General features: G+C 65.3%; 26 protein-coding genes. 17 read left to right on the top strand and 9 right to left on the bottom strand.

Going from position 1 to position 26,439, the window contains the following annotated elements; translation table 11 throughout:
- Position 1: 1 nt before the first annotated feature.
- Together AC1DMA_RS25855 and AC1DMA_RS25860 are read right to left on the bottom strand one after the other, a co-directional pair.
- Positions 2-1,180: an acetyl-CoA C-acetyltransferase gene (locus AC1DMA_RS25855; protein WP_478145903.1), complete on the bottom strand. Its 1,179-nt coding sequence runs from the start codon at positions 1,178-1,180 to the stop codon at positions 2-4.
- An 86-nt stretch (positions 1,181-1,266) separates the two neighbouring features.
- Entirely contained in the window at positions 1,267-1,578 is a 312-nt protein-coding gene (locus tag AC1DMA_RS25860; RefSeq protein ID WP_478128600.1) for a DUF2917 domain-containing protein, read from the bottom strand.
- An 81-nt stretch (positions 1,579-1,659) separates the two neighbouring features.
- On the opposite strand from AC1DMA_RS25860, the gene AC1DMA_RS25865 reads away from it, so the two are divergent.
- On the top strand, positions 1,660-2,592 hold the full coding sequence (locus AC1DMA_RS25865) for a LysR substrate-binding domain-containing protein (protein WP_478128601.1): 933 nt from the start codon (positions 1,660-1,662) through the stop codon (positions 2,590-2,592).
- A gap of 71 nt (positions 2,593-2,663) precedes the next feature.
- Positions 2,664-3,350, top strand: coding sequence for a ProQ/FINO family protein (locus AC1DMA_RS25870; RefSeq protein ID WP_478145904.1), 687 nt, complete (start codon positions 2,664-2,666; stop codon positions 3,348-3,350).
- Here the strand turns inward: AC1DMA_RS25870 and AC1DMA_RS25875 are convergent, their stop codons facing one another.
- Positions 3,351-5,528, bottom strand: a complete 2,178-nt coding sequence (locus tag AC1DMA_RS25875) for a malate synthase G (protein ID WP_478145905.1) — start codon at positions 5,526-5,528, stop codon at positions 3,351-3,353.
- Positions 5,529-5,700: 172 nt separating this feature from the next.
- On the opposite strand from AC1DMA_RS25875, the gene AC1DMA_RS25880 reads away from it, so the two are divergent.
- Positions 5,701-6,678: a hydroxymethylglutaryl-CoA lyase gene (locus AC1DMA_RS25880; protein WP_478145906.1), complete on the top strand. Its 978-nt coding sequence runs from the start codon at positions 5,701-5,703 to the stop codon at positions 6,676-6,678.
- Positions 6,671-7,861 carry a CaiB/BaiF CoA transferase family protein gene (locus AC1DMA_RS25885; protein WP_478145907.1) on the top strand — a complete coding sequence of 397 codons (1,191 nt, stop codon included), beginning with the start codon at positions 6,671-6,673 and terminating at the stop codon, positions 7,859-7,861. The genes AC1DMA_RS25880 and AC1DMA_RS25885 overlap by 8 nt, the downstream gene beginning before the upstream one ends.
- Positions 7,862-7,878: 17 nt before the next feature.
- On the opposite strand, the gene AC1DMA_RS25890 is transcribed toward AC1DMA_RS25885, so the two are convergent.
- Positions 7,879-8,265, bottom strand: a complete 387-nt coding sequence (locus tag AC1DMA_RS25890; RefSeq protein ID WP_478128606.1) for a VOC family protein — start codon at positions 8,263-8,265, stop codon at positions 7,879-7,881.
- 96 nt (positions 8,266-8,361) lie between these two features.
- The gene (gene chrA / locus AC1DMA_RS25895) at positions 8,362-9,720 is read right to left on the bottom strand and encodes a chromate efflux transporter (RefSeq protein WP_478145908.1); all 1,359 of its coding nucleotides are present in this window, start codon (positions 9,718-9,720) and stop codon (positions 8,362-8,364) included.
- A 60-nt stretch (positions 9,721-9,780) separates the two neighbouring features.
- On the opposite strand from chrA, the gene AC1DMA_RS25900 reads away from it, so the two are divergent.
- The gene (locus AC1DMA_RS25900) at positions 9,781-10,740 is read left to right on the top strand and encodes a LysR family transcriptional regulator (RefSeq protein ID WP_478145909.1); all 960 of its coding nucleotides are present in this window, start codon (positions 9,781-9,783) and stop codon (positions 10,738-10,740) included.
- Positions 10,737-11,195, top strand: coding sequence for a DUF2214 family protein (locus AC1DMA_RS25905; protein ID WP_478145910.1), 459 nt, complete (start codon positions 10,737-10,739; stop codon positions 11,193-11,195). The genes AC1DMA_RS25900 and AC1DMA_RS25905 overlap by 4 nt, the downstream gene beginning before the upstream one ends.
- A gap of 123 nt (positions 11,196-11,318) precedes the next feature.
- Here AC1DMA_RS25905 and AC1DMA_RS25910 read toward each other — a convergent pair whose 3' ends face one another.
- Entirely contained in the window at positions 11,319-11,576 is a 258-nt protein-coding gene (locus AC1DMA_RS25910; protein WP_478128610.1) for a hypothetical protein, read from the bottom strand.
- Positions 11,577-11,717: 141 nt separating this feature from the next.
- On the opposite strand from AC1DMA_RS25910, the gene argS reads away from it, so the two are divergent.
- The 6 genes from argS (at position 11,718) to AC1DMA_RS25940 (ending at position 18,122) form a co-directional block, all read left to right on the top strand.
- Positions 11,718-13,391: an arginine--tRNA ligase gene (argS, locus tag AC1DMA_RS25915; RefSeq protein WP_478145911.1), complete on the top strand. Its 1,674-nt coding sequence runs from the start codon at positions 11,718-11,720 to the stop codon at positions 13,389-13,391.
- A gap of 13 nt (positions 13,392-13,404) precedes the next feature.
- Complete coding sequence (locus AC1DMA_RS25920) at positions 13,405-14,133, top strand: SPOR domain-containing protein (RefSeq protein WP_478145912.1); 729 nt, start codon at positions 13,405-13,407, stop codon at positions 14,131-14,133.
- A 79-nt stretch (positions 14,134-14,212) separates the two neighbouring features.
- Positions 14,213-14,860 (top strand): thiol:disulfide interchange protein DsbA/DsbL, encoded by a 648-nt coding sequence (locus AC1DMA_RS25925; RefSeq protein ID WP_478128613.1) that lies wholly within the window; start codon positions 14,213-14,215, stop codon positions 14,858-14,860.
- Positions 14,861-14,981: 121 nt separating this feature from the next.
- On the top strand, positions 14,982-15,674 hold the full coding sequence (gene lptA, locus AC1DMA_RS25930; RefSeq protein WP_478145913.1) for a lipopolysaccharide transport periplasmic protein LptA: 693 nt from the start codon (positions 14,982-14,984) through the stop codon (positions 15,672-15,674).
- 14 nt (positions 15,675-15,688) lie between these two features.
- Entirely contained in the window at positions 15,689-16,465 is a 777-nt protein-coding gene (gene lptB, locus AC1DMA_RS25935) for an LPS export ABC transporter ATP-binding protein (RefSeq protein ID WP_478145914.1), read from the top strand.
- A gap of 64 nt (positions 16,466-16,529) precedes the next feature.
- Positions 16,530-18,122 carry an RNA polymerase factor sigma-54 gene (locus tag AC1DMA_RS25940; RefSeq protein WP_478145915.1) on the top strand — a complete coding sequence of 531 codons (1,593 nt, stop codon included), beginning with the start codon at positions 16,530-16,532 and terminating at the stop codon, positions 18,120-18,122.
- On the opposite strand, the gene AC1DMA_RS25945 is transcribed toward AC1DMA_RS25940, so the two are convergent.
- A complete protein-coding gene (locus AC1DMA_RS25945; protein ID WP_478145916.1) occupies positions 18,119-19,894 on the bottom strand; it encodes a sensor histidine kinase in 1,776 nt (591 codons plus the stop codon). The genes AC1DMA_RS25940 and AC1DMA_RS25945 overlap by 4 nt on opposite strands.
- 47 nt (positions 19,895-19,941) lie before the next feature.
- Here AC1DMA_RS25945 and AC1DMA_RS25950 point away from each other — a divergent pair, with 47 nt between their 5' ends.
- The 4 genes from AC1DMA_RS25950 to AC1DMA_RS25965 all read left to right on the top strand — a co-directional run bounded on the left by AC1DMA_RS25950 (position 19,942) and on the right by AC1DMA_RS25965 (position 23,036).
- Positions 19,942-21,180 carry a THUMP domain-containing class I SAM-dependent RNA methyltransferase gene (locus AC1DMA_RS25950; RefSeq protein WP_478145917.1) on the top strand — a complete coding sequence of 413 codons (1,239 nt, stop codon included), beginning with the start codon at positions 19,942-19,944 and terminating at the stop codon, positions 21,178-21,180.
- A 61-nt stretch (positions 21,181-21,241) separates the two neighbouring features.
- On the top strand, positions 21,242-21,946 hold the full coding sequence (locus AC1DMA_RS25955) for a glutathione S-transferase N-terminal domain-containing protein (protein WP_478145918.1): 705 nt from the start codon (positions 21,242-21,244) through the stop codon (positions 21,944-21,946).
- 8 nt (positions 21,947-21,954) lie between these two features.
- A complete protein-coding gene (locus tag AC1DMA_RS25960) occupies positions 21,955-22,377 on the top strand; it encodes a putative toxin-antitoxin system toxin component, PIN family (RefSeq protein ID WP_478145919.1) in 423 nt (140 codons plus the stop codon).
- A gap of 131 nt (positions 22,378-22,508) precedes the next feature.
- Entirely contained in the window at positions 22,509-23,036 is a 528-nt protein-coding gene (locus AC1DMA_RS25965) for a Dps family protein (RefSeq protein WP_478145920.1), read from the top strand.
- 1 nt (position 23,037) lies between these two features.
- Here the strand turns inward: AC1DMA_RS25965 and AC1DMA_RS25970 are convergent, their stop codons facing one another.
- Positions 23,038-23,937 (bottom strand): BUD32 family EKC/KEOPS complex subunit, encoded by a 900-nt coding sequence (locus tag AC1DMA_RS25970; RefSeq protein ID WP_478145921.1) that lies wholly within the window; start codon positions 23,935-23,937, stop codon positions 23,038-23,040.
- Positions 23,934-25,628 (bottom strand): FMN-binding glutamate synthase family protein, encoded by a 1,695-nt coding sequence (locus tag AC1DMA_RS25975; protein ID WP_478145922.1) that lies wholly within the window; start codon positions 25,626-25,628, stop codon positions 23,934-23,936. The genes AC1DMA_RS25970 and AC1DMA_RS25975 overlap by 4 nt, the downstream gene beginning before the upstream one ends.
- A gap of 24 nt (positions 25,629-25,652) precedes the next feature.
- Between AC1DMA_RS25975 and AC1DMA_RS25980 the strand changes: the two genes are divergently transcribed.
- Positions 25,653-26,435, top strand: coding sequence for a UPF0149 family protein (locus tag AC1DMA_RS25980; protein ID WP_478145923.1), 783 nt, complete (start codon positions 25,653-25,655; stop codon positions 26,433-26,435).
- Positions 26,436-26,439: the final 4 nt, after the last annotated feature.

Consider the following 26,439-nt stretch of genomic DNA (forward strand, 5'->3'; position numbering starts at 1 on the left):
GTCAGAGGCGCTCGACGATCGTCACATTGGCCATGCCGCCGCCTTCGCACATGGTCTGCAGGCCATAGCGCTTGCCCCGCTGGCCGAGCGCGTTCACGAGCGTCGTCATCAGCTTGGTGCCCGATGCGCCCAGCGGATGGCCGAGCGCAATGGCGCCGCCATTCACGTTGAGCCGTGCCGGATCGGCGCCCAGCTTCTGCAGCCAGGCCAGCGGCACCGGCGCAAAGGCTTCGTTGACTTCGAAGAGATCGATGTCGTCGATCTTCATGCCGGCCTTGGCGAGCGCTCGCTCAGTCGCGGGAATCGGCGCTTCCAGCATGATGACGGGGTCGTGCCCCATCACGCTCAGATGATGGATGCGGGCGAGCGGCTTCACGCCCAGCGCTTTCAGGCCGCGCTCGTTGACCACGAGCACGCCGCTTGCGCCGTCGCAGATCTGGCTTGCCGTCGCGGCCGTGCAGCGCCCGCCTTCGGCGATGAGCTTGACGCCGGCGATGCCCTCCAGCGTGGCATCGAAGCGGATGCCTTCGTCGATCGTGTGCATCTCGCCGCTGGCCGAGCCGTCCGCGAGGCGGATCTCGATCGGCACGATCTCGTCCTTGAACACGCCTTCACGCGTGGCCGCAATGGCGCGCTGGTGGCTTTCGAAGGCATAGCGGTCGAGCGCTTCCTTCGAGATGCCGTAGTTCTTCGCGATCATCTCGGCGCCGGTGAACTGGCTGAACTCGATGCCGGGGTAGCGCCGTTGCATCGCCGGGCTCATGTAGGTGCCAAGACCTGCCTTCGCGGGCAGCGCATTGGGCGTGAACATCGGCACGCGCGTCATGCTCTCGACTCCGGCGGCGATCACCGCGTCCATGGTGCCGGACATCACGGCCTGCGCCGCGAAATGCAGCGCTTGCTGCGACGAGCCGCACTGGCGGTCGACGGAAGTGCCCGGCACGGATTCGGGCAGCTTCGATGCCAGCACGACGTTTCGCGCAACATTGGTAGCCTGTTCGCCCACCTGGCTCACGCACCCGAGGATGACGTCCTCCACGGCTGCCGGGTCGATGCCGCTCCTTGCCACCAGTGCGTCGATGACCTGTGCCGCCAGATCGACGGGATGCCAGCCCGCGAGTTTGCCGCCGCGACGGCCACCCGCTGTGCGCGCGGTGGCAACGATGTATGCCTCTGCCATGGAAAGTCCTTCGTCCGAAATGAGAAGGGCCGGCTCAGTATGTCCATGGCCCCGGACGTCGATGGTTCAACGCCGGGTACTTTCGGTCAAGCCGGGGACATCCCGTGTGACCACAGTCGCCAAGGCGACGACGAATGCTGCGAACGCTCCGGGGTCGCGGCGATGGAAAGGCCTTCGGCGCTGAAGCGCACGCACGACGGCTCCAGCGCGGCGACCAGCGCGCGCCGATGCGCATCGCTGCGAAAGCGCTGGCCGCGTTCCAGCACGATGTCGCGCCGGTCGTGGTCGAGCGTGATCCACACCGTGCCGCTCTGGCATTCGATGTCGACGTCGTGCGAGTCGGGCAGGGTGAAGATGGCTCTCTTCGGCAGGCTGAGGCTCAGGCGTTGCGTTGTCATGGGAGCTCCTTGGCATTCGTTGTACGAATGAATATAGTCACCGGCAATACCTCTGTCATACGGTCATTCGGAACTCGTTGCATGCGTCTGGAGAATGCGAAACCACTGTCGGCCGCCGCTGACCTGCCGCCCCTCGAATTGCTCAGGAGCTTCGAGGCGGCGGCGCGCACGCTGAGCTTCACGCAAGCAGCGGGCGAGTTGTTCCTCACGCAGTCGGCCGTCAGCCGACAGATCCAGCAACTCGAAAGCAGCCTCGGCGTGATGCTTTTCGAGCGTCGCCATCGGGCGCTGGCCCTGACCGAGTCGGGCCACGTCTTCCAGCGTGCGGTGGTCGAGAGCCTGGAAAGGCTGCGGGATGCCGCAGCGAGAGTGCGCGAGGTGTCGGTGCTGCGCCAGGTGGCGCTCACCACCACGCCGGGCTTTGCGTCTCTGTGGCTCATTCCGCGTCTCGCGCGCTTCACGGCCGACCATCCACTGGTCGACGTGCGGGTGTCAGCCACGCTCGACGTGCTGGATCTGGAGCGCAGCCGCCTGGACGTCGCTGTGCGCTTCGTCCCGGTCGGGCGCGGCACCGGCCCGACGCTTTTTGAGGAATCTGTCATGCCCGTGTGTGCGCCGCGCATTGCGGCAGCATTGCGGGCGCCTGGCGATCTCATCGCGCAGACCCTGCTCACCGTCGACCTGCCCAACCATGCCGAGGCGCCCACGGCAGACTGGGAACCCTGGCTCGAAGTGATGGGCCTCACCGATCTGCGCATGAAAAACGCCATGCGCTTCACGCAATACGCCGACGCGGTGGCCGCCGCCGTTGCCGGACAGGGCGTCGTGATCGGCCGCCTCCCATTGCTTCGCGAACTGGTGCGGACGGGGCAGCTGGTAGCCCCTTTCGGCGAGAGTGCCGCGTCGCGCCGGGGCTATTTCATCGAGACTTCGCGCCGAGCGGCTGCCAATCCCGATGCACAGGACTTTGTACGTTGGCTGCGGGCGGAAGCCGAAGCCGCGCAACGAAGCTGAAGGCCCCGGGGCATTAAAGTCGGGGGCAACGCACCTCCGACGTGCACCGATTCCGTAGACAAGAAATTCCGATGACCTCGACGACCGAAAACGCCCCCGCGCCCACCGCTGCCAAGAGGGGCGGCCGCGAACGGCAGAACACCAACCCCAAGGGACCCCAGCGTCCGCGCAAGGTCAACCCGGTGCTCGAAAAGCTCTTCGAGCTCTATCCCAAGATGTTCGGCGCGCGCTTCCTGCCGCTCAAGCTCGGCGTGTACCAGGATCTGCTGACCCTGCATCCGGACGAGTTCAAGAAGGAAGACCTCAAGATCGCGCTCGGCCTGCACGCACGTTCCACGCGCTATCTGGAGGCGGTGGCCGCCGGCGAGAAGCGGCACGACCTCAACGGCGTGCCGGTGGAGCCCGTTGCCCCGGAGCACGTGCATCACGCAATCCTCGAAGTCTTCAAGCGCCGGCAGGCGCGCACCGAAGAAGACCTGCGCCCCAAGTTGCGCGCACGACTGGTCGACGCCATCGAATCGTCGGGCCTGACGCGCGAGGAATACATGCTGGTCGTCCGCACCAACGACGAAACATCGAACGCGGTGCTCGATGAAGCGTTTGCCGAAGTCGGCGCACGAACAGCCAAGCGCGAAGCCCTGCTCCGCGCTTTCGAGGCCAGTGGCCGCACGGTCGCCGAGTTCGCCGAAATGTACGGCATGGATCCGGCCGAAGTCGACCGGACCCTGGCGCGCGCGCGGGCTGGTCGGCCAGCCTGATCAGGCTGCGGCGGCTTTCACCTTCAGGCGCCATGCGTGCAGCAGCGGCTCGGTGTAGCCGCTGGGCTGCTCGATGCCCTTGAACACCAAATCCTGCGCCGCCTTGTAGGCGAACGAGGTGTCGAAGTTGCCGGCCATGTTCTTGTAGAAGGGATCGCCGGCGTTCTGCTGGTCGACCACCGCGGCCATGCGCTGGAAGGTGGCGTCGACCTGCTCGCGCGTCACCACGCCGTGYAGCAGCCAGTTGGCGATGTGCTGGCTTGAAATGCGCAGCGTGGCGCGGTCTTCCATCAGGCCGACGTTGTGGACGTCTGGCACCTTGGAGCAGCCTACGCCCTGATCGATCCAGCGCACGACATAGCCCAGGATGCCCTGCACGTTGTTGTCGAGCTCCTGCTGACGCTCGGCGTCGGTCCAGTTCACCGACGGGGCGACCGGCACCTTCAGCAGGTCATTGAGGATGTTGTCGCGCTCGGCATTGGCGTCGGTCTGTTCCAACTGCTTCTGCACGTCGGCAACGTTGACCTGGTGATAGTGCAGCGCGTGCAGCGTCGCAGCCGTCGGCGAAGGCACCCAGGCGGTGTTTGCGCCGGCCTTGGGATGGCCGATCTTCTGCTCGAGCATCGCCGCCATCAGGTCGGGCATGGCCCACATGCCCTTGCCGATCTGCGCCTTGCCGCGCAGACCGCAGGACAGGCCCACCAGCACGTTGTTCTTTTCGTAAGCCTGGATCCACGGCGTGGATTTCATGTCGCCCTTGCGCAGCATCGGGCCCGCCTGCATGGCCGTATGCATCTCGTCGCCTGTGCGATCGAGGAAGCCGGTGTTGATGAAGGCCACCCGCGAGGCCGCTTCGGCGATGCACGCCTTGAGATTCACGCTGGTGCGGCGCTCCTCGTCCATGATGCCGAGCTTGACCGTGTTGGCCGGCAGGCCGAGCAGTTCTTCGACGCGGCCGAACAACGCGCTCGCGAAAGCCACTTCGGCGGGGCCGTGCATCTTCGGCTTGACGATGTAGACGCTGCCCGCGCGCGAATTGCCCTTGCGCTTGAGGTCGACGGTGGCGATGGTCGTGGTGATCACCGCGTCCATGATCCCTTCCGGGATCTCCTTGTCGCCCGCGTACAGGATGGCCGAGTTGGTCATCAGGTGGCCGACATTGCGCACGAACATCAGCGAGCGGCCGTGCAACTTGACCGGCTTGCCGTCGGCGCCCGTGTATTCGCGATCGGGATTGAGGCCGCGCGTGAAGGTCTTTCCGCCCTTGGCAACCTCTTCGGTCAGCGTGCCCTGCAGGATGCCCAGCCAGTTCGAATAGGCGAGCACCTTGTCCTGGGCGTCGACCACGGCGACCGAGTCCTCGAGGTCGAGGATGGTCGAGAGCGCGGCTTCGAGCACCACATCGCTGACACCCGCGGCATCGCTCTTGCCGATGGGCGTGCTGCGATCGATCTGGATGTCCAGGTGAATGCCGTTGTGCTTGAGCAGCACCGAAGTCGGCGCGGCCGCATCGCCCTGGTAGCCGATGAACTGCGACGGGTCCTTAAGGCCGGTGCTGCTGCTTTGCAGCGCGATCACCAGCTTGCCGTGCTCGACCTTGTAGCCGGTTGCGTTCTTGTGCGAGCCGTTTTCGAGCGGCACTGCCTGGTCGAGCACGTTGCGCGCGAATTCGATGACCTTCGCGCCGCGTGTCGGGTTGTAGCCCTTGCCCTTCTCGGCACCACCGGTTTCGGGAATGGCATCGGTGCCGTAGAGCGCGTCGTACAGCGAACCCCAGCGAGCATTTGCCGCGTTGAGCGCATACCGCGCATTCAAAATCGGCACCACGAGCTGCGGGCCGGCCTGCAGCGCGAGTTCGGCGTCGACGTTGGTCGTCGTCGCCTTCACGTCCTTCGGTTGCGGCAGCAGGTAGCCGATCGATTCGAGGAAAGCGCGATAGGCGGGCATGTCCGTGATCGGGCCGGGATGCGCCTTGTGCCACTTGTCCATTTCAGCTTGCAGGCGATCGCGCTCGGCCAGCAGCGCCAGGTTCTTGGGCGCGAATTCGCTGACGATGGCGTCGAAGCCCTTCCAGAAGACGTCGCTCGCCACGCCGGTGGCGGGCAGGACCTTTTCTTCGATGAAGCGATGAAGTTCACTGGCGACCTGAAGGCCGTGGACGTTGGTGCGGGCGGTCATGTTCGTTTCTCCTTGGATGCAGGTGCAGCCGGTGACTTTATTCGATACCTGGTTAGAGAGTAATGACGAAAATCGAGTTTTATCAATGACCAAAATGGAGGTAATCGCCGCAGCGCTGCGACGATCCGGCCATTGAGAAGTGTCAAACTTCCCATTCATGGAGACAAGAAACGTGACAGTGCCCGAAGTGCTCATCAGCGAGGTAGGCCCGCGCGACGGCCTGCAGTCGGTCAAGGCGACCATGCCGACGGCCGACAAGCTGCGCTGGATCGACGCGCTCTATGACGCCGGCTTGCGCGAGATCGAAGTGGCCTCCTTCGTGCCCGCGCGCCTTTTGCCGCAGATGGCCGACGCCGGCGAGGTGGTCCGGCACGCCATCACCTTGCCGGGACTGACGGTGATGGCCCTGGTGCCCAACCGCAGGGGCGCCGAAGCCGCGATCGCTGCCGGGGTGCACAAGCTGACGATGCCTGTTTCGGCCAGCGCCGCGCATTCGCTTGCGAACGTGCGCAAGACGCGCGAGGAGATGGTCGAGGAGGTTCGCGCCATCGCGGACCTGCGCCGCCAGATGGCGCCGCACGTCAAGCTCGAAGCCGGCATATCCACCGCCTTCGGCTGCACGCTGCAGGGCAACGTGCCCGAGGACGAGGTCATCCGCCTCGCGATTCAGTGCGTCGCCGCGGGCGCCGACGAGTCCGGCCTCTCGGACACCGTGGGTTACGCCAATCCGGCGCAGGTGAGGCGCTTGTTTCGGCGATTGCGCGCGGAGCTTGGCGACAAGGCCGGCGCCGCTCACATGCACAACACACGGGGCCTGGGTCTCGCCAATTGCCTCGCCGCCTACGAAGAGGGCGTTCGCACGTTCGACGCATCGCTCGGAGGCCTCGGCGGATGTCCGTACGCCCCGGGCGCATCGGGTAACGTCGTGACCGAAGACCTCGTCTTCATGTTCGAGGCCATGGGCGTGCGCACCGGCATCGACATCGACAAACTCATCGCGGCGCGCGCGCCGCTCATCGCCGGCCTGCCGGGCGAACCGGTCTACGGCATGACGCCCGAGGCAGGTCTGCCCAAGGGATTCGCGCAACGAAAACAACGAAAGCAAGGAATGCAAGGAATGCAAGGAATGCAAGGAACCGCTCATGACTGAATCCACCCCGCTGCCCTACGCCGGCATCCGCGTCGTCGAGTTCACCCACATGGTGATGGGGCCGACTTGCGGAATGCTGCTTGGCGACCTGGGCGCCGAGGTCATCAAGGTCGAGCCGGTCGAGGGCGACAACACGCGGCGGCTGCTGGGCTCCGGCGCGGGCTTCTTTCCGACCTTCAATCGCAACAAGAAGAGCATCGCGCTCGACCTCAAGAAGCCGGAAGGGGTGGAAGCCGCCCTGCGTCTCATCGCGACGGCCGATATCGTCAGCGAGAACTTCAAGCCCGGCACGRTGAAGAAGCTGGGGCTGGACTACGAGAGCCTTCGCAAGCTCAACCCGCGCCTCATCTACGTGAGCCACAAGGGCTTCCTGCCCGGCCCGTACGACCATAGGACCGCCCTGGACGAAGTCGTGCAGATGATGGGCGGGCTCGCCTATATGACGGGCCGCTCGGGTGACCCGCTGCGTGCCGGCACGAGCGTGAACGACATTATGGGCGGCATGTTCGGCGCCATCGGCGCGATGGCGGCCTTGCGTCAGCGAGAGCGCACCGGCGAAGGCTCCGAAGTGCAGTCGGCATTGTTCGAGAACAACATCTTCCTCGTCGCGCAGCACATGATGCAGTTCGCCGCCACGGGCAAGGCCGCCGACCCGATGCCGAGCCGCATCTCTGCCTGGGGCGTGTACGACGTCTTCACCGTGAAGGACGGCGAGCAGATCTTTCTCGCGGCAGTGAGCGACAAGCAATGGGCGATCTTCTGCAAGGCCTTCGGGCTCGACGAGATGCTGGCCGATCCGCGCCTGAAGACCAACAACGACCGCGTGCTGGCGCGTGAATGGATGATGCCGATCCTGCGCTCGCACCTGGCCAATCACAGCGCGGCCGAGCTGAGCGCCGTGTTCGAGAAGAACGAACTGCCCTTTGCGCCGATCACGAAGCCGCAAGAGCTCTTCGACGATCCGCACCTCAACGCAACCGGCGGCCTCGCGCCGGTCCGCATGAACGACGGCAGCGAGTCGAAGGTGCCGCTGATGCCCTTCACGCTGGGCGGCGAACGTCCGGGAATTCGCCTGCAGCCCCCGCTGCTCGGCGAGCACACGAGCGCGTTGCTCAAGGAAGTGGGTTACAGCGACGCGCAGATCGCCGGGCTGAAGGCGCAAAACATCGCCGCCGGAGACTGAACCGTCAGGCGAGGTCTTTATTCGATGTCTTCATGGAGGCAAAGGATGTTGCCTTCAGGATCCTCGAACCACGCCGCCTTTTCGGAACCGAGCACGCAGACATGCTCGACTGTCTTGAGCCCCGGCAGGTCGTAGTCGGCAAAGCGAACGCCGCGCTCCTTCAGTGCGGCGACGGATTCGCCGATGTGGGTCACCCGAAAGCTCAACGCGGTGTGCTCGGCCTTGGTGCCCTCTGGCTTCGGAAAAAGTGCCAGTTCAGTCCCGCCGCACAGGTAGATGAACTTGCCGTCGGGTTTCGCGCCGAGCGGCTCCAGGCCTAGAGCGTCTTCGTAAAAACGTCGCGCCCGAGCGAGGTCCTTCACGGGCAGCATGCAAGTGACGTGGCTGGAGGCAAGTGGGCTCATGGTGAACGCTCCGCACAGTTCTCGACCCTCGTTGTAGGCCCTTCGCGCCGGCTTCGCCATGCGAAAGAAGGCCTAGGCCCATCGGTCGATGCTTTCTCACCGGGAGCCGGGGACCAGCAGAGTCAGCGCCAACCCTGCAAGCGCGCAGATGCCGAGCAGCGGCATCACGCCGAGCTTGAGCCGGAAGAGTGCAACGAGCGCCAAGGCTGCAATCACGGCCGAGGACACATCGAAGCTCCCGCCAAAGCCTCTGGGCCAAAACACGTGGTACGCGAAGAACAGCGCCAGATTCAGGATCACGCCCACCACCGCCGCTGTGATCGCCGACAGCGGTGCGGTAAAGCCGAGCTTTCCATGGGTGGCCTCGACCAGCGGCCCGCCGACGAGGATGAAGATGAACGACGGAAGAAAGGTAAAGAAGGTCACCACGGTCGCGGCCAACGCGCCGCCCAGGAACACAGCATCCGGGCCCAGCACGCGATGCGTCCAACCGCCCACGAATCCGACGAACGCCACCACCATGATCAGAGGTCCGGGCGTTGTTTCGCCCAGCGCGAGCCCGTCGATCATCTGCGTCCCGGAGAGCCAGTGATGCTGTTCGACTGCGCCCTGGTAGACGTAGGGCAGCACGGCGTAGGCACCTCCGAAGGTCAGCAGGGCCGCCTTGGTGAAGAACCATGCCAGCTGAGTGAGCGTCGCTTGCACGCCCTGTGCGGCGATGAGTGCGCCCATCGCCGCGAGCCAAAGTCCGATGCCCGCAGTCAGCAGCCTTGCCAGGTGGCGGCGCGAGAACCGCGCATGCGCAGGCGGCGGCGTGTCGTCGTCGATCAGCGCGCGGCCATAGCTCTTCTGTTCGCTCCCATGGCCGCCGCCGAGCGCAAATATCCCCGGCGCCCGGCGTGCGCCGAAGTGGCCGATCAACCCGGCCGCGGCGACGATGGCCGGGAAAGGTGTGTCGAAGACAAAGATCGCGATGAAAGCCGCCGCTGCGATGCCCCACATCCACGCATTCTTCAGCGCCCGGGTGCCGATGCGGTGCGCGGCATGAAGAACGATGGCTGTCACCGCCGGCTTGATGCCGTAGAAGATGCCGGCCACGATCGGCACGTTGCCGAATCGAAGGTAGATCCACGACAGCCCGATCAGGATGAACAGCGACGGCAGGACGAACAGCGCGCCAGCGACGATGCCGCCCCAGGTGCGATGCATCAGCCAGCCGATGTACGTCGCCAATTGCTGGGCCTCGGGGCCGGGAAGCAGCATGCAGTAGTTGAGCGCATGCAGAAAGCGCTTCTCGCTGATCCAGCGCCTGCGCTCCACCAACTCGGTGTGCATGATGGCTATTTGCCCGGCCGGTCCGCCAAAGCTGATGAATCCGAGCTTGAGCCAGAACCTGAAAGCCTCCGCGAAGCTGACGGGGGCTGGCGCATCGCGCGTCGAGGAAAGAGGCTGCATGCGCCGAGCCTAAGCGACATAGCTGACGGCAAGGCATTGAAGGCATCATTGGCGCCTGCCATGGACCGACTCAAGCAACTCGAAACCTTTGTCTCGATCGCAACGCGCGGAAGCCTCACGGCAGCGGCCAAGGCGGAGGGGGTCGCGCCAGCCATCATCGGTCGCCGCCTCGATGCGCTCGAAGAGCGCCTGGGCGTGAAGCTGCTGGTGCGCACCACTCGGCGCATCTCGCTCACTCACGAAGGAAGCGCCTTCCTGGAGGACTGCCAGCGCCTGCTCGTCGAACTCGCGAACGCGGAGGCCAGTGTCAGTGCGGGCGGCGTGAAGGCCAGCGGCCATCTGCGGGTGACTGCGCCTGCGGGCTTCGGGCGGCGGCACGTGGCGCCGCTGGTGCCGCGATTTCATGAACTGCATCCGGAAGTGACCATCTCGCTCAACTTGAGCGACCGCGTGGTCGACATGGCCGGGGAGAGCTTCGACTGTGCGGTGCGCGTCGGCGATCTCCCCGATTCATCGCTGGTCAGCCTGCGCCTTGCCGACAATCGTCGCCGCTGCGTCGCGACGCCAGAATTCGTGCGCCGGCATGGCGCGCCTCGCCATCCTGGCGAACTGGTGCGCTTTGCGTGCCTCAGCCTGTCGAGCGACGCATCGCAGACTCGCGGGTGGGCGTTTCGTGTACCGACCGACGGCGGGGAGCACGAGGTGATCCACCTCAAGCCAACCGGGCCGCTCGATTGCTCCGACGGTCAGGTACTTCATGACTGGTGCCTGGCCGGCCACGGCATTGCGTGGCGCAGCACCTGGGAAGTCGAGGCGGAAATAGATGCTGGACTGCTCGTGCCGCTGCTCGACGAATATGCCGCTCCGCCGAATGGCATCTATGCGGTCTTTCCGCAGCGCAAGCATCTGCCGTTGCGGGTTCGGCTCTGGCTCGATTTTTTGAAGGCGCAATATGCGCGGCCGGAGTTCTGGGGCGGCACAATCGCACCGCCGTCGACAACCGAGGAACCCCACCGATGACGCTTGAAGCGATCCTTGCATACCTGCATCTCCTGGCCATTCTCACGATGGTCGTTTTCATCGCGAGCGAGGCTGCGCTCTGCCGCGTGGAGTGGCTCAACGCCGCTGTCGTGGAGCGACTCGCCAAGGTCGACATGATCTATGGCATTGCCGCCATCAGCGTGCTCGCCACCGGCGTCGCGCGCACCTTGTGGGGCATCAAGGGCACCGCGTGGTACTGGACCAATCCGCTCCTGCACGTGAAGCTCGCGCTCTTCATCATCGTGGGCGCAATCTCCATCTTCCCGACCCTCACCTATTTCCGCTGGCGCAAAACCCTGCGCTCCAGCGGCTCGCTACCCGCAGAGGCCGACATCCGCAAGACCCGCAAACTCGTGATGATCCAGGCGCACATCATCGCCGTCATCCCCCTCGTCGCAGTCTTCTTCGCCCGCGGCTTCGCCGCAAGACCCTAAACCCCACCAACCCCACCGCCCCGCCCAATCCGTGGAACACCGCGGAACCGGCTTCGCCGGGCCGCCGGTGTTGCCCCCAGCAGGGGGGGTGGAGAGCGACACGAAGTGCGCGAGCCTGGGGGGTTAAGTGTTTTCACACTTTTTCATGAAGCTGTTCTTGGCCGCCCCAGCCAGCGCCTTGCCATTCTTGTCGATCGCCTTCGCCGCGCAACTCGACTCCACGGCTGCCTTCGCGTCTTTTTGGCACTTCTTGACGAAACTCGTCTTGGCGGCGCCGTTCAGCTTCTTGTCCGCAGCCTGAGCATCACAAGTGGATTGCGCATGCGCGGCGCCGAAGGACAGCGATGCGCCCAGAGCCAGCAGGGAAAGGAGTTTTTTCATGGTGTTTGGAATCCTTGACGACAGGTTGTGACTGGTTCCCCCACCCCGGGGCTGTCCACTCTAACGGGCGACCTTCACGGTTGGATGACCTTCATTGACGAACGTGACGTATCCCGGTTTTGCCCCCGGTAAAATCCCGCGATGCTATTGGTCAAACAGGAGCTGCTCGCGGCGCTCGCGAACACGCTCGAATCCCTCTCGCCCGGCGCCGGCAACAAGGCCGCGTTCGAGTCACCCAAGGTGGCCGCACATGGCGATCTCGCCAGCACAGCCGCCATGCAGCTCGCCAAGCCACTCCAGCGCAAGCCGCGCGAGCTGGCCGAAGAACTCAGCGCCGCCTTGCTCGCGACGCCGGCCTTCACCCAGTGGGTGGAGTCGATCGAAATCGCCGGCCCTGGTTTCCTCAACATCCGCCTCAAGACGGCCGCCAAGCAACAGGTGGTGCGCGAAGTGCTGAATTCGGGCGGCGCCTTCGGTAACCAGCCCGCCAGCGGCGAACGCGTCCTCGTCGAATTCGTTTCGGCAAACCCGACCGGCCCCCTGCATGTGGGCCATGGGCGCCAGGCCGCACTGGGGGACGCCATCTGCAACCTGCTTGCAACGCAGGGCCAGAGCGTCTATCGCGAGTTCTATTACAACGATGCCGGCGTGCAGATCCAGACGCTTGCGACCAGCACGCAATTGCGCGCCAAGGGGCTCAAGCCGGGCGAACCGGGATGGCCCGAGCAGGCCTACAACGGCGAATACATCGCCGATATCGCCGAGGATTTCAAGGCGAAGAAAACGGTCCGCTCGGACGACCGCGAATACACCGCCAGCGGCGACGTCGAAGACATCGACTCGATCCGCCAGTTTGCCGTTGCCTACCTGCGCCATGAACAGGACCTGGACCTGAAGGCTTTCCAGGTGAAGTTCGACAACTACTACCTGGAGTCCAGCCTCTACACGAGCGGGCGCGTCGAGGCGACGGTAAAGAAGCTCATCGAAGCCGGCAAGACCTACGAGCAGGACGGCGCGTTGTGGCTCAAGTCGACCGACTACGGCGACGACAAGGACCGCGTCATGCGCAAGGGCGACGGCACCTACACCTACTTCGTGCCCGACGTGGCCTATCACATCGCCAAGTGGGAGCGCGGCTTCCACAAGGTCGTCAACATCCAGGGCACCGACCACCACGGCACGATCGCGCGCGTGCGCGCCGGCCTGCAAGCAGCGGGAGTCGGTATCCCGGCCGGCTACCCGGACTACGTCTTGCACACCATGGTGCGCGTGATGCGGGGCGGCGAAGAGGTCAAGATCAGCAAACGGGCGGGCAGCTACGTCACGCTGCGCGACCTGATCGAATGGACCAGCACCGACGCCGTGCGCTTCTTCCTTCTGAGCCGCAAGCCCGATACCGAATACACCTTCGACATCGATCTCGCGCTGGCGCAGAACAACGACAACCCCGTCTACTACGTGCAGTACGCGCATGCGCGCATCTGCTCGGTGCTGGCGGGCTGGGGCGGTGACGTCGGCACACTGAAAGACGTCGACCTCTCGCCGTTGCAGAGCGCCGCCTCGCAGGCGCTGCTGCTGCAGATCGCCAAATATCCAACCATGCTCACGGCAGCGGCCAAGGATTTTGCGCCRCACGACGTGACCTTCTACCTGCGCGAACTGGCCGCGACCTATCACAGCTATTACGACGCCGAGCGCATTCTGGTCGACGAAGAGCCCGTGAAGCTGGCGCGCCTGGCCCTCGTCGCCGCGACCGCACAGGTGCTGCACAATGGCCTCGCTGTTCTCGGCGTGAGCGCGCCGAGGAAGATGTGATTTGACTTCCACCATGAATAAAAGACAAAGCGGCAATATCGTCATCGGCCTGATCATCGGCCTCGTGCTCGGGCTCGGTGTGGCGCTGGGCATCGCGGTCTATGTGACCAAGGTGCCGATTCCGTTCATGACGAAAACCCAGCGCAGCGGCCCCGAGCAGGACGAGGCCGAGGCGCGCAAGAACCGCGATTGGGATCCGAATGCGCCGCTGGCAGGCAAGTCGGCGCCGGCCGCCCGTCCGCCGGCCGCGCCAGCCAATGCCGCCGCGACGCCATCCCAGCCGGCCACCGTCGGCCCGTTGAATCCGCCGAGCTCGGCGCCTGTCCCCGTGGTGGTGGCGCCGGCAACGCCGACGCGTCCGCCGCGCACCGCACCCGTGCCAGCCGAGGCGAATGCAACGCCGTCCAGCGACCCCCTCGGTGATCTGGCCCGCGCCCGATCGGGCATCGGGGCATCGAGCACCACTGCGAGCGCTAGCGCGAATTCGTCGGGCGCCAGCGCCGATCCCTTTGTCTATTTCGTCCAGGCCGGGGCCTACCGCACGCCGGAAGATGCCGAAGCCCAGCGCGCCAAACTGTCGCTGATGGGTGTCGAGGCCCGCGTGACCGAGCGCGAGCAAGCAGGGCGCACCGTTTATCGTGTGCGTGCGGGTCCATTCAACAAGAAAGACGACGCCGATCGGCTCAAGGAGCGGCTGGACAGCGGCGGTCTCGAGTCCGCCCTGGTTCGCGTCCAACGTTGAGCTTTGCCAACCTTCACTTGGCGCTCCGGGAACTCCCCCCGGAGGCCGGGCTCTTTCAGCCGCATAGGAGAATTCATATATGAAACGTCGTGACTTTTCGCTGGCCGCAGCTTCGCTGGGTCTTCTTCCGCTGGCCGCACCTTCGCACGCTCAGCAGCAACCTCCCAAAGCTGGCAAGGACTACATCGTCCTGGGCAAGCCTGCGCCGGTCGACACGCCGGCTGGCAAGGTCGAAGTGATCGAATTCTTCTCGTACAACTGCCCGCATTGCGCAGCGTTCGAGCCCCAACTGGAAGCATGGGCCAAGAAGCTGCCCGCGAACGTTGCTTTCAAGCGCGTGCCCGTGCCTTTCGTCGGCAACGACACCGAAGCCAAGCAGCGCCTGTACTACACGCTGGAAGCCATGGGCAAGGTGGACGAATTCCAGCCGGTGCTCTTCGATGCCATCCACAAGCAGCGGCAGCCGATCTTCGGCGACGCGGCCATCCTCGCTTGGGCAGAAAAGCAGCAAGGCCTGGATGCCAAGAAGTTCGCCGAACTGTTCAAGTCTTTCTCGGTGGTCGGCAAAGCCAAGCGCGCCGCCCAACTCACGAACGACTATCAGGTGGCCGGAGTACCCGCATTCGGCGTGGCCGGGCGCTGGTATGTTGACGGTGAAACAGCCGGTTCGATGGAGCGCGCGCTTCAGGTCGTGGATTCGCTGGTTGCCGAAGCCCGCAAGGGCTGACAAGGTCGGGCCGGCCCGACTTCCTTCCCCCGAAAGGCCCGCTTTGGCGGGCTTTTTCGCTAGGCCTGCAGGGCCGCGCCAACCCGGGGGCATACAATCACAGAGCAAGTTTCGTGCCTCTATGCAATCGCCCCTTACCTTCATTCCCTTTCGTCATTCATGTCGCGCGCTGTTGCTGGCGCTGGTCTTCACCGGCATCGCATCGTTTGCGCAAGCCGAGCAGGCCGACCGCGCCAAGCCCATGAACATCGAGGCCGACTCGATGCGCTATGACGATCTCAAGCAGACCAGCGTGTTCACAGGCAACGTGGTGGTCACCAAGGGCACGATCCTCATCCGCGGCGACCGCATCGACGTCCGCCAGGACCCGGAAGGCTACCAATATGGCGTGGTCACCGGCGCACCAGGAAAACTTGCGTACTACAAGCAAAAGCGCGATGCCGGTACGGACGAGTGGATCGAAGGCCAGGGCGAAACCATCGAATACGACAGCCGCGCCGACAACGTGAAGTTCATCCGCCAGGCCGTCATGCGCCGGCTGATCGGCGCGACCGTCAACGACGAAAGCAGCGGCCCGATGATCGTCTACGACCAGAGCAACGACACGTTCACCGTCAACGGATCATCCGTGCCTCCGAATGCCGGCGTGGCCACTCAGCCCGGCGGACGCGTCCGAGCCATCCTGACGCCCAAGGCCGCCGCGGCCCCAGCGCCTGCCGCTGGCGGCAAGCCGGCGCCCGCCGCAGCCGCCAAGCCCGCCGAGGGCAGGGGCCTGCGGTCCACCACCATCTTGGGCGGAGAGGCAAAGAAGTGATCGAGACCGCTGGCATGAGCACAGGCGTTGATATGGCGGGAAGCCGCCTGGAGGCGCGCGGCCTGCAAAAAAGCTACGGCAGCCGTACTGTCGTCAAGGACGTCTCGCTGGGCGTGCAAAAGGGCGAAGTCGTCGGCTTGCTTGGCCCCAACGGCGCCGGCAAGACGACGTCTTTCTACATGATCGTCGGCCTCGTTCGCGCAGATGCCGGCGAGATCACCATCGACGGCGAGCCCATCGCCCACATGCCCATCCACCGCCGCGCGCGCATGGGGCTCAGCTACCTGCCGCAGGAAGCATCGATCTTTCGCAAGCTCACGGTCGAGGAAAACGTCCGGGCCGTGCTCGAACTGCAGTACGAGCCCGATTCCCAGGGGCGGCTGGCGCCCCTGAGTAAGCAACGCATCGAGGAGCACCTGGCCGAACTGCTGGCCGATCTGCGCGTCGACCATCTGCGCGATTCGCCTGCGCTGGCCCTGTCCGGCGGTGAGCGCCGTCGCGTCGAGATCGCCCGCGCCCTGGCCACGCAGCCGCGCTTCATCCTGCTCGACGAACCGTTCGCGGGGATCGACCCCATCGCCGTGATCGAGATCCAGCGGATCATCAGTTTCCTGAAAGAGCGCGGCATCGGTGTGCTGATCACCGACCACAACGTCCGTGAAACGCTGGGCATCTGCGATCACGCTTTCATCATCAGCGATGGGCACGTGCTCGCCCAAGGCACGCCCTCGGAAATCGTCGACAACGCCGAGGTGCGGCGCGTCTACCTCGGTGAGCATTTCAGGATGTGACCATGTTGCTCCCCCTCTGGCTACGCACTTCGTGCTCCGTGCAGGCGAGGGCTAACGGTTTCCTATGAAGCAGGGTCTCTCGCTGCGTGTTTCGCAGCACCTCGCGTTGACGCCCCAACTGCAGCAGTCGATCCGTCTGCTTCAGCTCTCCACGCTCGAGCTTTCGCAGGAAGTCGAGCAGATGCTGGACGACAACCCATTCCTGGAGCGCACCGCCGAGGAAGCTGCGCGCGAGGAATTCGGCCTGGATGCCGCTGACGCACCCGTTCGGGACGACGACCGGATGGCCGAGGGTGGGGGTGAAGGCGACTTCGTGGCGGGTCCATCCAGCTCGACGGCGGAATCTACAACCACGTCCAGCGCCGACACCGAGGCTGCCACCGGCGAAGGTACCGACAGCGAACCCGATTGGGAGGGCGACGGCACCACCGATCTCGCGCCGGACGACAGCGAATGGGGTGGCGATGCCCCGGCCCGTGCCAACAACCTCGGCGACGACGAGCGCACCGACGCGACCGAACTCGCGCGCAGCCAAGAGTCCCTCCAGTCGTTTCTGCATCGCCAGGCGCTGGGACTTCGGCTGACGGATACCGACCGTGCGGCGCTGCGCTTTCTGATCGAATCCCTCAACGACGACGGATACCTCGAAGACTCGCTCCCCGCGCTCGCGTCCGGCCTTGCCGGCGACGACAACGACCAGTTCGACGACCTCGTGCATCACTTCCAGGTCGCGCTCGGCCTGCTGCAGAGCCTGGAGCCGGTGGGCGTCGGCGCGCGCAGCCTTGGGGAGTGCCTCAGCATCCAGTTGCGCGCACTGGCGAGCGAGGACGAAAGCGATGAAGAAGCGCAGATCCGCAAGACTGCCATCGCCGTCTGCAAGCAGCCGATGGAATTGCTGGCACGGCGTGACATCAAGCGCCTGGTCACGCTCACGCGAAGCAACGAGAACGAAGTCCGCGCCGCGCTGCAGCTCATCGCCAAGCTCGAGCCCAAGCCCGGCCGCCGCTTCGTCGACGTGGAGCGCAACGTGGTCATTCCGGACGTGATCGTTTCGCGCGTCGGCAACGGCACGAACACCAAGTTCCGCGTGATGCTCAACCCCGAAGTCATGCCGCGCCTGCGCGTGCACGACATCTATGCCAGCGCGCTCAAGCAGCACAAGGGCGAAGGCAGCCAGGCACTGTCGCAGCGCCTGCAGGAGGCGCGGTGGTTCATCAAGAACATCCAGCAGCGTTTCGACACCATCTTGCGCGTGTCCAATGCGATCGTCGAGCGGCAAAAAAGCTTCTTCGTCCATGGCGAACTCGCGATGCGGCCGCTGGTGCTTCGCGAGATCGCCGACGAACTGGGCCTGCACGAATCCACCATCAGCCGCGTGACCACGGCCAAGTACATGGCCACGCCCTACGGCACCGTGGAGCTCAAGTATTTCTTCGGCTCGGCACTTGGTACTGAAACCGGCGGCAACGCCTCCAGCACGGCAGTTCGGGCGCTGATCAAACAGTTCGTGAGTGCGGAGGACCTCAAGAAGCCGCTGTCGGACAGCCAGATTTCCGAAATGCTCAAGGAGCAGGGCATCGAGTGCGCTCGCCGCACCGTCGCGAAGTATCGCGAGGCCCTGCGCATCGCGCCGGCCAATCTGCGCAAGGCGCTCTAGGGGACCGGATCGCGCTGCGCACGCAGCAGCAGCGTGCGCAGCGCTGAAGTCTGCACAGGCTTGCGCAGCGCCTGCCAACCGCGCTCGCGGGCCAGTTCAAGCGTGGCGTCGTCGATGTCTGCCGAAATCAATGCAATCGCGAGGCGCGGATTTCGCCGTTGCAGCTCCTGGGCGAGCGCGATGCCGTCGAGCTCGCCGGGCAACCGGATGTCGCACAGGGCGATTTCGAAATCGGGGAGGTAGGGCAGCGCCAATGCTTCCGCCGCGCAGGCGCAGACATATGGACGCGCACCCCATAGACGCAGCAGCGCCGCCACGCTGTCGGCCACGACGGCGTTGTCCTCGACCACGAGCACTGCGAGACCCGGCCGCAGTGTGGCCGGGGTGGCGGCGGCATCGGCGCCCAGGTCCACGGAGGACGCGGCTCGTGTGCCTTCTGGCGCGACCGGCAATTCGAAGCCGAACACGGATCCGCGCCCAGGCGCCGAACGCAGCGTGACCTGGACGCCCAGCCGCTCGGCAAGCCGCCGCACGATGGCGAGCCCCAGACCATGCCCGCGCTGCAGGTTGCGTTCGATGTTGCCGACCTGTTCGAAGTCGCCGAACACGCGCTCCTGCGCTTCCGGCGCAATGCCGATTCCGGCGTCTCGCACCTCGATGCGCCACCCTCCAGGGCGCCGCCGACAAGCCAGCAGCACGCGTCCCTTGGGCGTGAACTTCAGCGCGTTGTCGACCAGGTTTCCCAGGATGCGCCGCAGCGCCACGGCGTCGGTCCAGACCAGCACATTGGCGGGGCACCGCACACGCACGCGGCCGCTGCCGGCTTGGCGTGCCAAGTCGTTCAGCAGCGGCGCCAGAGCCACGGCAACCCGCGCGATCGGATCCACCGCGGCCTCGATGCGCCCGATCTCGAGCAACTGATTGGTCAAGCCTTCCAGCGCCTGCTGCGCCCGCGACAGCGCAGCGACGGTGTTCTGCACCGTCGATCGATCTTCGCCGACATCCAACTGGTGCCGGAGCACCTCGGCTTGGAGACCCATCGCCATGACCGGCTGGCGCAAATCATGATTGGCCGCCGAGAAGAAGCGCAAGCGCTCGGCCTGCGCCTGTTGAGATTCGCGCAGCCCCGCCAGTGCCTGCGCGCGCAGTGCGCTTTCGTTGTGGCGCAGGCCGATGTTTTCCTCGAGCTGCCGCGCACGCTCGGCCACCAGGCGCCAGACCATGGCGAGCAGGCCGATACCCAGCAGTGCCAGCACCATCATGGACGGCGCGCCGAATGCCAGGCCCATGACGATCACCGGCGCCAACAGCAAGGTGATCGCCAATTGCATGGCAGGCGTGTAGTACGAGACCGAAAACACCGACGACAGCGTCATCGCCATGACCACCAGACCGATCATCAGCTGCGAGGTGGCATCGGCACGATCGAAGAGCAGCACGCCCGCCGCGCCGTGGGCGCCCTCATGCACCGCGATGCGCAGGGTGTGCAGGCGCAAGGCCGGCCGGATGTTCTCCGGCGTGAGCGGATCCGGCAGCCGTTGCGGAAAGAAGCCGCGATACGCGGTGGTGGCCGCGATCATCGCGATCCAGATGGCCGCATGCTGCACCGAGTACTGCCATGCGAAAAGGGCTGCCACGCCGCAGTCGAGCAGAAACTGCACGAGCAGCACCGGCCCGCTCGGCTGGGTGCTGAGCCGCAGAACCTCGCAATGCACAGCGAACCGATCGGCTGTGGAAGCCTCTGCGACGGCTGTGGTGGGCAAGGAACTCATCGGCGGCCCACTATAGAGCAGCATCGAGACAAGGCGACAATCGGGCCGTGAATGATCTTTCGCTTTTTCTTCCCTGCGCCGCCGGTGTCGAGGATTTCCTTGCACAGGAAGTGCATGCGCTGACCGGCCGCGTCGGCCAGGATCTCCTGACGCTGCGCGGCGGCGTGCGGGTGCGAGCCGACTGGCGCGACGCCTTGAAGCTCAATCTCCACAGCCGTCTGGCGCAGCGCGTGCTGATCGAGCTGGCCCATGCGCCTTATCGCAGCGAGAACGACCTTTACGCCATCGCGAGCGGCGTGGCTTGGGAAATCTGGTTCACCCCCAAGCAGACCTTCAAGATCGAGACCACCGCCCAGCACAGCCCGTTGCAGAGCCTGAACTTCGCCACCCTGCGCATCAAGGACGCCATTGCCGACCGCTTTCGGGCCAAGGCAGGCGGCGTGCGGCCGAGCATCGAAACCCAGTGGCCCGACAGCCGCGTGTTCGCGCACCTGACCACCGACGATTGCACCCTCTACATCGACACTTCCGGCGAGCCGCTCTTCAAACGCGGCTGGCGGCAGGACAAGGGCGATGCGCCTCTCAAGGAAACGCTTGCGGCAGCCATGCTGGCTGCCAGCGGCTGGTGGAACCCCGAAACCGGCGCGGTGTCGACCCAGCCCCTGTACGACCCCTGCTGCGGCAGCGGAACCATCGCTATCGAGGCGGCGCAGATTGCGTCCGGCATCGCCGCGGGCTCGCTGCGGCGGTTCGGCTTCGAAAAGCTGCTGCCTTTTCAGGCCCACGTCTGGGCCGCCCTCAAAGCCGAGGCGGCGCCGAAGGAGCCGAAGCAGGCGCCCGCCGTTTTTGGCTCCGACGTCTCGCACCGCATGGTGGACTTCGCCGAACGCAATGCCGAGCGTGCCGGCGTCGCGCAAGCCATTCAGTTCCGCGGCGGTGACGCTTTGCAGCGAATGCCGCCCGCCGAATCTGGCGTGATCGTGCTGAACCCGCCTTACGGTGAACGCATCGAAGTCGGCGGCGTATCGCGCGGCCGCGAACAGGCGCAGACCGAAGACGGCGGACAGTTCTTCAGTCAACTGGCCACCCACTGGAAAAAGAACTTCGCAGGCTGGACCGCCTGGGTGCTCACGCCCGATCTCCAATTGCCCAAGCGCATGCGGCTCAAGGAATCGCGCCGCGTGCCGATGTGGAACGGTCCCATCGAATGCCGTTTGTTCCGATTCGACATGGTTGCGGGCTCGGCCCGCGCACGGCCTGCGCCGGAGCCGCCTGCCAAGGATTAGCGGCTGGGACAGAATGGCGCCCACGTCATTCCGTCAACCAAGTCCCAAGTCACATCGCACCATGACAGACCTGTCCGCTTTCCCCATCACCAAGAAATGGCCCGCGCAGCATCCCGAGCGGCTTCAGCTCTATTCGCTGCCTACGCCGAACGGCGTGAAGGTGTCGATTGCGCTGGAAGAAACCGGCCTGCCGTATGAGCCCCATCTGGTCAGCTTCGAGAAGCAGGACCAGATGTCGCCGGAATTCCTCTCGCTCAATCCCAACAACAAGATCCCGGCCATCATCGATCCGAACGGCCCCGGCGGAAAGCCGCTCGCATTGTTCGAATCCGGCGCCATCCTCATCTACATCGCTGACAAGACCGGCAAGCTGCTCCCGAAGGACCCGGCTGCGCGCTATGAGGCCATCCAGTGGCTCATGTTCCAGATGGGAGGCATCGGCCCCATGTTCGGGCAGCTCGGCTTCTTCAACAAGTTTGCCGGCAAGGCCTATGAAGACAAGCGGCCGCGTGACCGCTACGTCGAAGAGTCCAAGCGCCTGCTGCGCGTGCTGGACCAGCGCCTGGAGGGCCGCGCCTGGCTCATGGGCGACGACTACACCATTGCCGACATCGCGACCTTCCCGTGGGTGCGCAATCTCGTCGGCTTTTATGAGGCAGGCGACCTCGTCGGGATCTCCGACTTCCCGCACGTGACGCGCGCGCTGGAGGCTTTCATCGCCCGGCCCGCGGTCGTTGCCGGCCTGGGAATCCCGCGCCGCGATTGAGCCCGCTTGTGCCGCCTTCCGCGCCCATCGGCAGCGTCGTCCTCGACACCAACATCGTGCTGGACCTGCTGGTGTTCGATGATCCTGCACGCGCGCCGCTCGAAGCCGCGCTCCAGGCCGGAGGACTGTGCTGGCTTGCCACCGCAGACATGCGCGGCGAACTCGCGCGAGTGCTCGGCTATCCGCTGATCGCGAACCGGCTGGCCTCGCAGGGTCGCGAAGCCTCGGAGGTGCTCGCCGCCTTCGATGCGCGTTGCCGCATGGTCGATGGCACGCCAACGCGGGCGCCATGTGTCTGCAGCGATCCGGACGACCAGATGTTCATCGACCTTGCTGTGGCGCATCGCGCACGGCTCGTGAGCAAGGATCGCGCTGTGCTTTCAATGCGCAAGCGGCTGGCGGCTCTTGGCGTCGACGTCGATCGGGCTTAGCTTTCAGGTTTTGAATTTCTGTGCCGGAATGCGGCATCCGGTGGTACACCCCTTTCTTGCGCTCAACACGCAATGGCGTGCCGAGCGCGACAACCGGAAGCGAACCGTTCATCATCAAGGAGTCCATGACCATGGCAGATCTGAAAAACGCGAAGGATGCAAAGAAGCGGCGGCTGGCGCCCCTGAAGACACCGAGTCCCCTGGGCGCCGAGGCAGTCCGCGACATCTCGGCGGAGCTCAATGTGCTTCTTGCCGATACCTTCGCGCTGTATTTGAAGACCAAGAACTTCCACTGGCACATGTCCGGTCCGTACTTCCGCGACTACCACCTGCTGCTGGACGATCAGGCCGACCAGATCTACGCCACCATCGACCCCATTGCCGAACGCGTGCGCAAGCTCGGCGGCACCACGTTGCGTTCCACCGGCCAAATCACGCGCCTGCAGCGCATCGCGGACAACGATGCCGACTTCGTGACGCCGGCCGACATGCTGGCCGAACTGCGCGAGGACAACCAGCGCGTGGCCGCCTTCATGCGCGAGACCCATTCGATGTGCGACGAATACGGCGACGTCGCCACGGCCAGCCTGCTGGAAATGTGGATCGACGACGCTGAGCGGCGGACCTGGTTTCTCTTCGAATCAGGGCGCCAGACCTGAGCTAGGTGCCGTACCAGCGGGCCATCAGGCTCGCCACGGCACGCACTCGCTGCGTGTCGCGCCCCCAGCGGCGGCCGGACGGCAGGTGCCGCAGCCAGCGGGTGCGCCGCGCAGCCAAGGCGAGCCGTGCCCGCACTTCGTCGCTCGCATCGGCCAGCGTCCTGTGCCAGTGCGCTCCGGCGGCGTGCGGTGACGCAGCATCGACCAGCATCGCGGTGGAGTGCAGGTAGCTGAGCCAGTCCCGGGCCTGGCATTCGGCCAGCGGCAGCGTTTCGCCCGGGTCGTCCTCGAAATCGATATAGCCGATGGTGCCGTCGGGGCACTGCACCAGATTGCGATCGAAGGCCTGGCTCAGATAGGCATCGCGGGAATGGACGAGCGCGATGGCCGCAAGGCCCTCGCTCCATACCGCGAGCAGCGATGCGGGGCCCGCCGCCGCTGCATGGTCGAGCTTTTCCTGCAGCACCACGGCCGGCCGGCCGCTTTCGCCCAGGTCGGAGATCATCAGTCCATCAGGCTGCTGTGCCAGCACCGTCGGAACACGCAGGCCCGCCAATGCGAGTTGCTCGAGCCTGCGCGCCTCGATCACCAGCGCCGCCTCGCCGCCCGGGTTGGGCACGGGCGCCAGCACATCGAGCCGCAGGATGGCCGAGATCGCCGCTTGCAGGCGGTAGCGCATCATCCCGTGGCGCGGCCCGGCCTTCTTGATCCACACGCGCTCCGTGCCGAAGCGATGGCTGGCCACCGCTTTCGTCTGCTGCGGCAGCATGGCCCGGAGGAACTCGGCGTAATCGTCGGCCTGGTGTGGCAGCGCGGCCGCTTCGAGCGGCGCCGGCGCCGAGGCAAACCCCTTGCGCATCTGTACGCGGGTCGATATCCCGCCCCTTCTCACAGGATTCATACGGCCAAGGCCAAAGGCTGGAAGCTGCGCGCGCTGGCGAGCGGCCAGTAATTGCGAAACACGGTGTGCAAGCCGTCCAGCGGCCCCAGCAGCGCGCCCGGCTGCACCTGCATCACCAAATTGCTCAACAGGCGAACCTCCGTGTCGGAGATACGGCGCACGATGTGGTGCGCCGTGATTTGCCGGGGATGGTCGAGCCCCGCGGCCTGCACCAGTTCCTTCAGTGCATGCAGCGTGCTGCGATGAAAGTTGTGCACGCGGTCGGCCTTTGTCGGCACCACCAGGGCTTTCTGCCGCACCGGGTCCTGCGTCGTCACGCCCGTCGGGCAGAAGCCGGTGTGGCAGGCCTGCGCCTGGATGCAGCCCAGCGACATCATGAAACCCCGCGCCGCATTGCACCAGTCAGCGCCCAGCGCCATCATCCGCGCCACGTCGAAGGCGGTGATCACCTTGCCGGCACAGCCGATCTTGATTCGATCGCGCAGGCCGACGCCGATCAGCGTGTTGTGCACCAGCAGGAGCCCTTCCTGGAGCGGCGCGCCCACGTGATCGCTGAATTCGACCGGCGCCGCACCCGTGCCGCCTTCCGCGCCGTCGACCACGATGAAGTCCGGCGTCAGGCCCGTCTCCTGCATGGCCTTGACGATCGCGAACCATTCCCAGGGATGCCCCAGGCAGAACTTGAACCCGCAGGGCTTCCCGCCGGAAAGTACACGCAGCCGCGCGATGAAATGCATCATCTCCACCGGTGTCGAGAAGGCGCTGTGCGACGAAGGCGAAACGCATTCGACGCCCACCGGCACACCGCGCGCGGCGGCGATTTCGGGCGTGACCTTGGGCGCGGGCAGCACGCCACCGTGCCCCGGTTTGGCCCCCTGGCTCAGCTTGAGCTCGATCATCTTGACCTGCGGGTCGCGCGCGTTGGCGATGAAGCGCTCTTCGCTGAAACTTCCGTCGTCGTTGCGGCAGCCGAAGTAGCCCGAGCCGATCTCCCAGATCAAATCGCCGCCGTGGACGCGATGATGCGACGAGATCGAACCCTCGCCCGTGTCGTGCGCAAAGCCGCCCAGGCTTGCACCGCGGTTCAGCGCCATGATCGCGTTGGCGGACAGCGCGCCGAAGCTCATCGCCGAAATATTGAACACGCTCGCGCTGTAGGGCTTGGTGCAGACCTCGCCGGCGGCGGACGCCGGATTGGGCGTGCCGCCGATCACGATTCGGAAATCATGGTCGTCCAGGCGGGTGGGCTGCATCGAATGATTGATCCACTCATAGCCGGAGATCGTGACGTCGAGCTGCGTCCCGAAAGGCCGGTTGTCGGGCTCGCCCTTGCTGCGTTGGTAGACCAGCGAGCGCTGTGCGCGCGAAAAAGGCGCCGCTTCGGAATCGCTTTCGATGAAGTACTGCCGCATCTCGGGCCGGATGTATTCCAGCAGGAAACGCAGGTGGCCGATCACGGGATAGTTGCGCAGGATGGCGTGCGGCGTCTGCCGCAGATCGTGCACACCGGTGCCGGTGAGCACCGCGAAGACCACGAAAGCGACCCAACCCGTCCACAGGGTCGGCATGAGCAGTACAGCGGCGAGACTGGCAAAAAAGCCAGTCACGCACAGCACAAAGGCCGTGTAACGCGTTGGAAACGGCGGAATCAGCGGTGTAGGAATAAGGAGTCTCCGGGAACCTTGCTGCATCATAGAGGGCTCCCTGTGCCAGACATGACTACCCTTTCAGACCCCCAGACCCCCCCTCAGCCCGACAACGCACCGCTCGGGCCCGACGATTTCGACGCCCAGGACCAGGCGCTCGATGCAATGCGCGAGCAGGACGAAGAGATCCCCCAGTGGGAATTCTGCGAAGGCTTCATGGCCGCGCTGGTCTGCACGCGCCGGCCGATCGAGCCGGCCGAGTACTGGCCTGTGCTGCTCGGCGACACATTCGCACCGGCGCAGCACATGGAATTCGTCTGGCGGTGGAAACGCCGCTGGCGCGAGATCGAGACCGGCCTCGACGCCGATGTGCAATCGCTGGACGACGAACGCACCTGGCAGCCCGAAGTGCTCGACACGCGCGGCGCCATCGCCGCGCTGCCGGAAGAAGAGCGCGCCGAAATGGCGGGCGAGTCCATCCCGTCGTTCGCCCAAGTGTGGGCTCTCGGCTTCATGTATGCGGTCGAGAACTGGCCCGATGAATGGACCCCGCCGCGCGACAAGGAAGGCGCGCAGATGCTCGACGAAGCGCTCGACGCCATCGTCACGCTGACCGAGGACGACAAGGGCACACCGACGGTTTCGATGTACAGCGAAGACGGCCCGCCGAGCGTGAGCCAGGAACGCATCGACGATTTCGGCGCGGCGATATGGGCCGTGTACGACCTGCGCCAGCTATGGCGCAGCATGGGTCCGCGCGTGGAGACCATCCGCAAGGAGGCGACGCCCGGGCGCAACGATCCTTGCCCTTGCGGGAGCGGCAAGAAATTCAAGAAATGCCACGGCGCCTGACCGC

This window comes from Variovorax sp. 05N34, from assembly GCF_056397405.1.

What these genes read in the sequence shown, in the direction of transcription:
- AC1DMA_RS25855 (WP_478145903.1), bottom strand. Translation starts at nt 1,180, where the DNA reads ATGGCAGAGGCATACATCGTTGCCACCGCGCGCACAGCGGGTGGCCGT.
- AC1DMA_RS25860 (WP_478128600.1), bottom strand. Translation starts at nt 1,578, where the DNA reads ATGACAACGCAACGCCTGAGCCTCAGCCTGCCGAAGAGAGCCATCTTC.
- AC1DMA_RS25865 (WP_478128601.1), top strand. Translation starts at nt 1,660, where the DNA reads ATGCGTCTGGAGAATGCGAAACCACTGTCGGCCGCCGCTGACCTGCCG.
- AC1DMA_RS25870 (WP_478145904.1), top strand. Translation starts at nt 2,664, where the DNA reads ATGACCTCGACGACCGAAAACGCCCCCGCGCCCACCGCTGCCAAGAGG.
- AC1DMA_RS25890 (WP_478128606.1), bottom strand. Translation starts at nt 8,265, where the DNA reads ATGAGCCCACTTGCCTCCAGCCACGTCACTTGCATGCTGCCCGTGAAG.
- chrA (WP_478145908.1), bottom strand. Translation starts at nt 9,720, where the DNA reads ATGCAGCCTCTTTCCTCGACGCGCGATGCGCCAGCCCCCGTCAGCTTC.
- AC1DMA_RS25900 (WP_478145909.1), top strand. Translation starts at nt 9,781, where the DNA reads ATGGACCGACTCAAGCAACTCGAAACCTTTGTCTCGATCGCAACGCGC.
- AC1DMA_RS25905 (WP_478145910.1), top strand. Translation starts at nt 10,737, where the DNA reads ATGACGCTTGAAGCGATCCTTGCATACCTGCATCTCCTGGCCATTCTC.
- AC1DMA_RS25910 (WP_478128610.1), bottom strand. Translation starts at nt 11,576, where the DNA reads ATGAAAAAACTCCTTTCCCTGCTGGCTCTGGGCGCATCGCTGTCCTTC.
- AC1DMA_RS25920 (WP_478145912.1), top strand. Translation starts at nt 13,405, where the DNA reads ATGAATAAAAGACAAAGCGGCAATATCGTCATCGGCCTGATCATCGGC.
- AC1DMA_RS25925 (WP_478128613.1), top strand. Translation starts at nt 14,213, where the DNA reads ATGAAACGTCGTGACTTTTCGCTGGCCGCAGCTTCGCTGGGTCTTCTT.
- lptA (WP_478145913.1), top strand. Translation starts at nt 14,982, where the DNA reads ATGCAATCGCCCCTTACCTTCATTCCCTTTCGTCATTCATGTCGCGCG.
- lptB (WP_478145914.1), top strand. Translation starts at nt 15,689, where the DNA reads ATGAGCACAGGCGTTGATATGGCGGGAAGCCGCCTGGAGGCGCGCGGC.
- AC1DMA_RS25940 (WP_478145915.1), top strand. Translation starts at nt 16,530, where the DNA reads ATGAAGCAGGGTCTCTCGCTGCGTGTTTCGCAGCACCTCGCGTTGACG.
- AC1DMA_RS25945 (WP_478145916.1), bottom strand. Translation starts at nt 19,894, where the DNA reads ATGAGTTCCTTGCCCACCACAGCCGTCGCAGAGGCTTCCACAGCCGAT.
- AC1DMA_RS25955 (WP_478145918.1), top strand. Translation starts at nt 21,242, where the DNA reads ATGACAGACCTGTCCGCTTTCCCCATCACCAAGAAATGGCCCGCGCAG.
- AC1DMA_RS25965 (WP_478145920.1), top strand. Translation starts at nt 22,509, where the DNA reads ATGGCAGATCTGAAAAACGCGAAGGATGCAAAGAAGCGGCGGCTGGCG.
- AC1DMA_RS25970 (WP_478145921.1), bottom strand. Translation starts at nt 23,937, where the DNA reads ATGAATCCTGTGAGAAGGGGCGGGATATCGACCCGCGTACAGATGCGC.
- AC1DMA_RS25975 (WP_478145922.1), bottom strand. Translation starts at nt 25,628, where the DNA reads ATGCAGCAAGGTTCCCGGAGACTCCTTATTCCTACACCGCTGATTCCG.
- AC1DMA_RS25980 (WP_478145923.1), top strand. Translation starts at nt 25,653, where the DNA reads ATGACTACCCTTTCAGACCCCCAGACCCCCCCTCAGCCCGACAACGCA.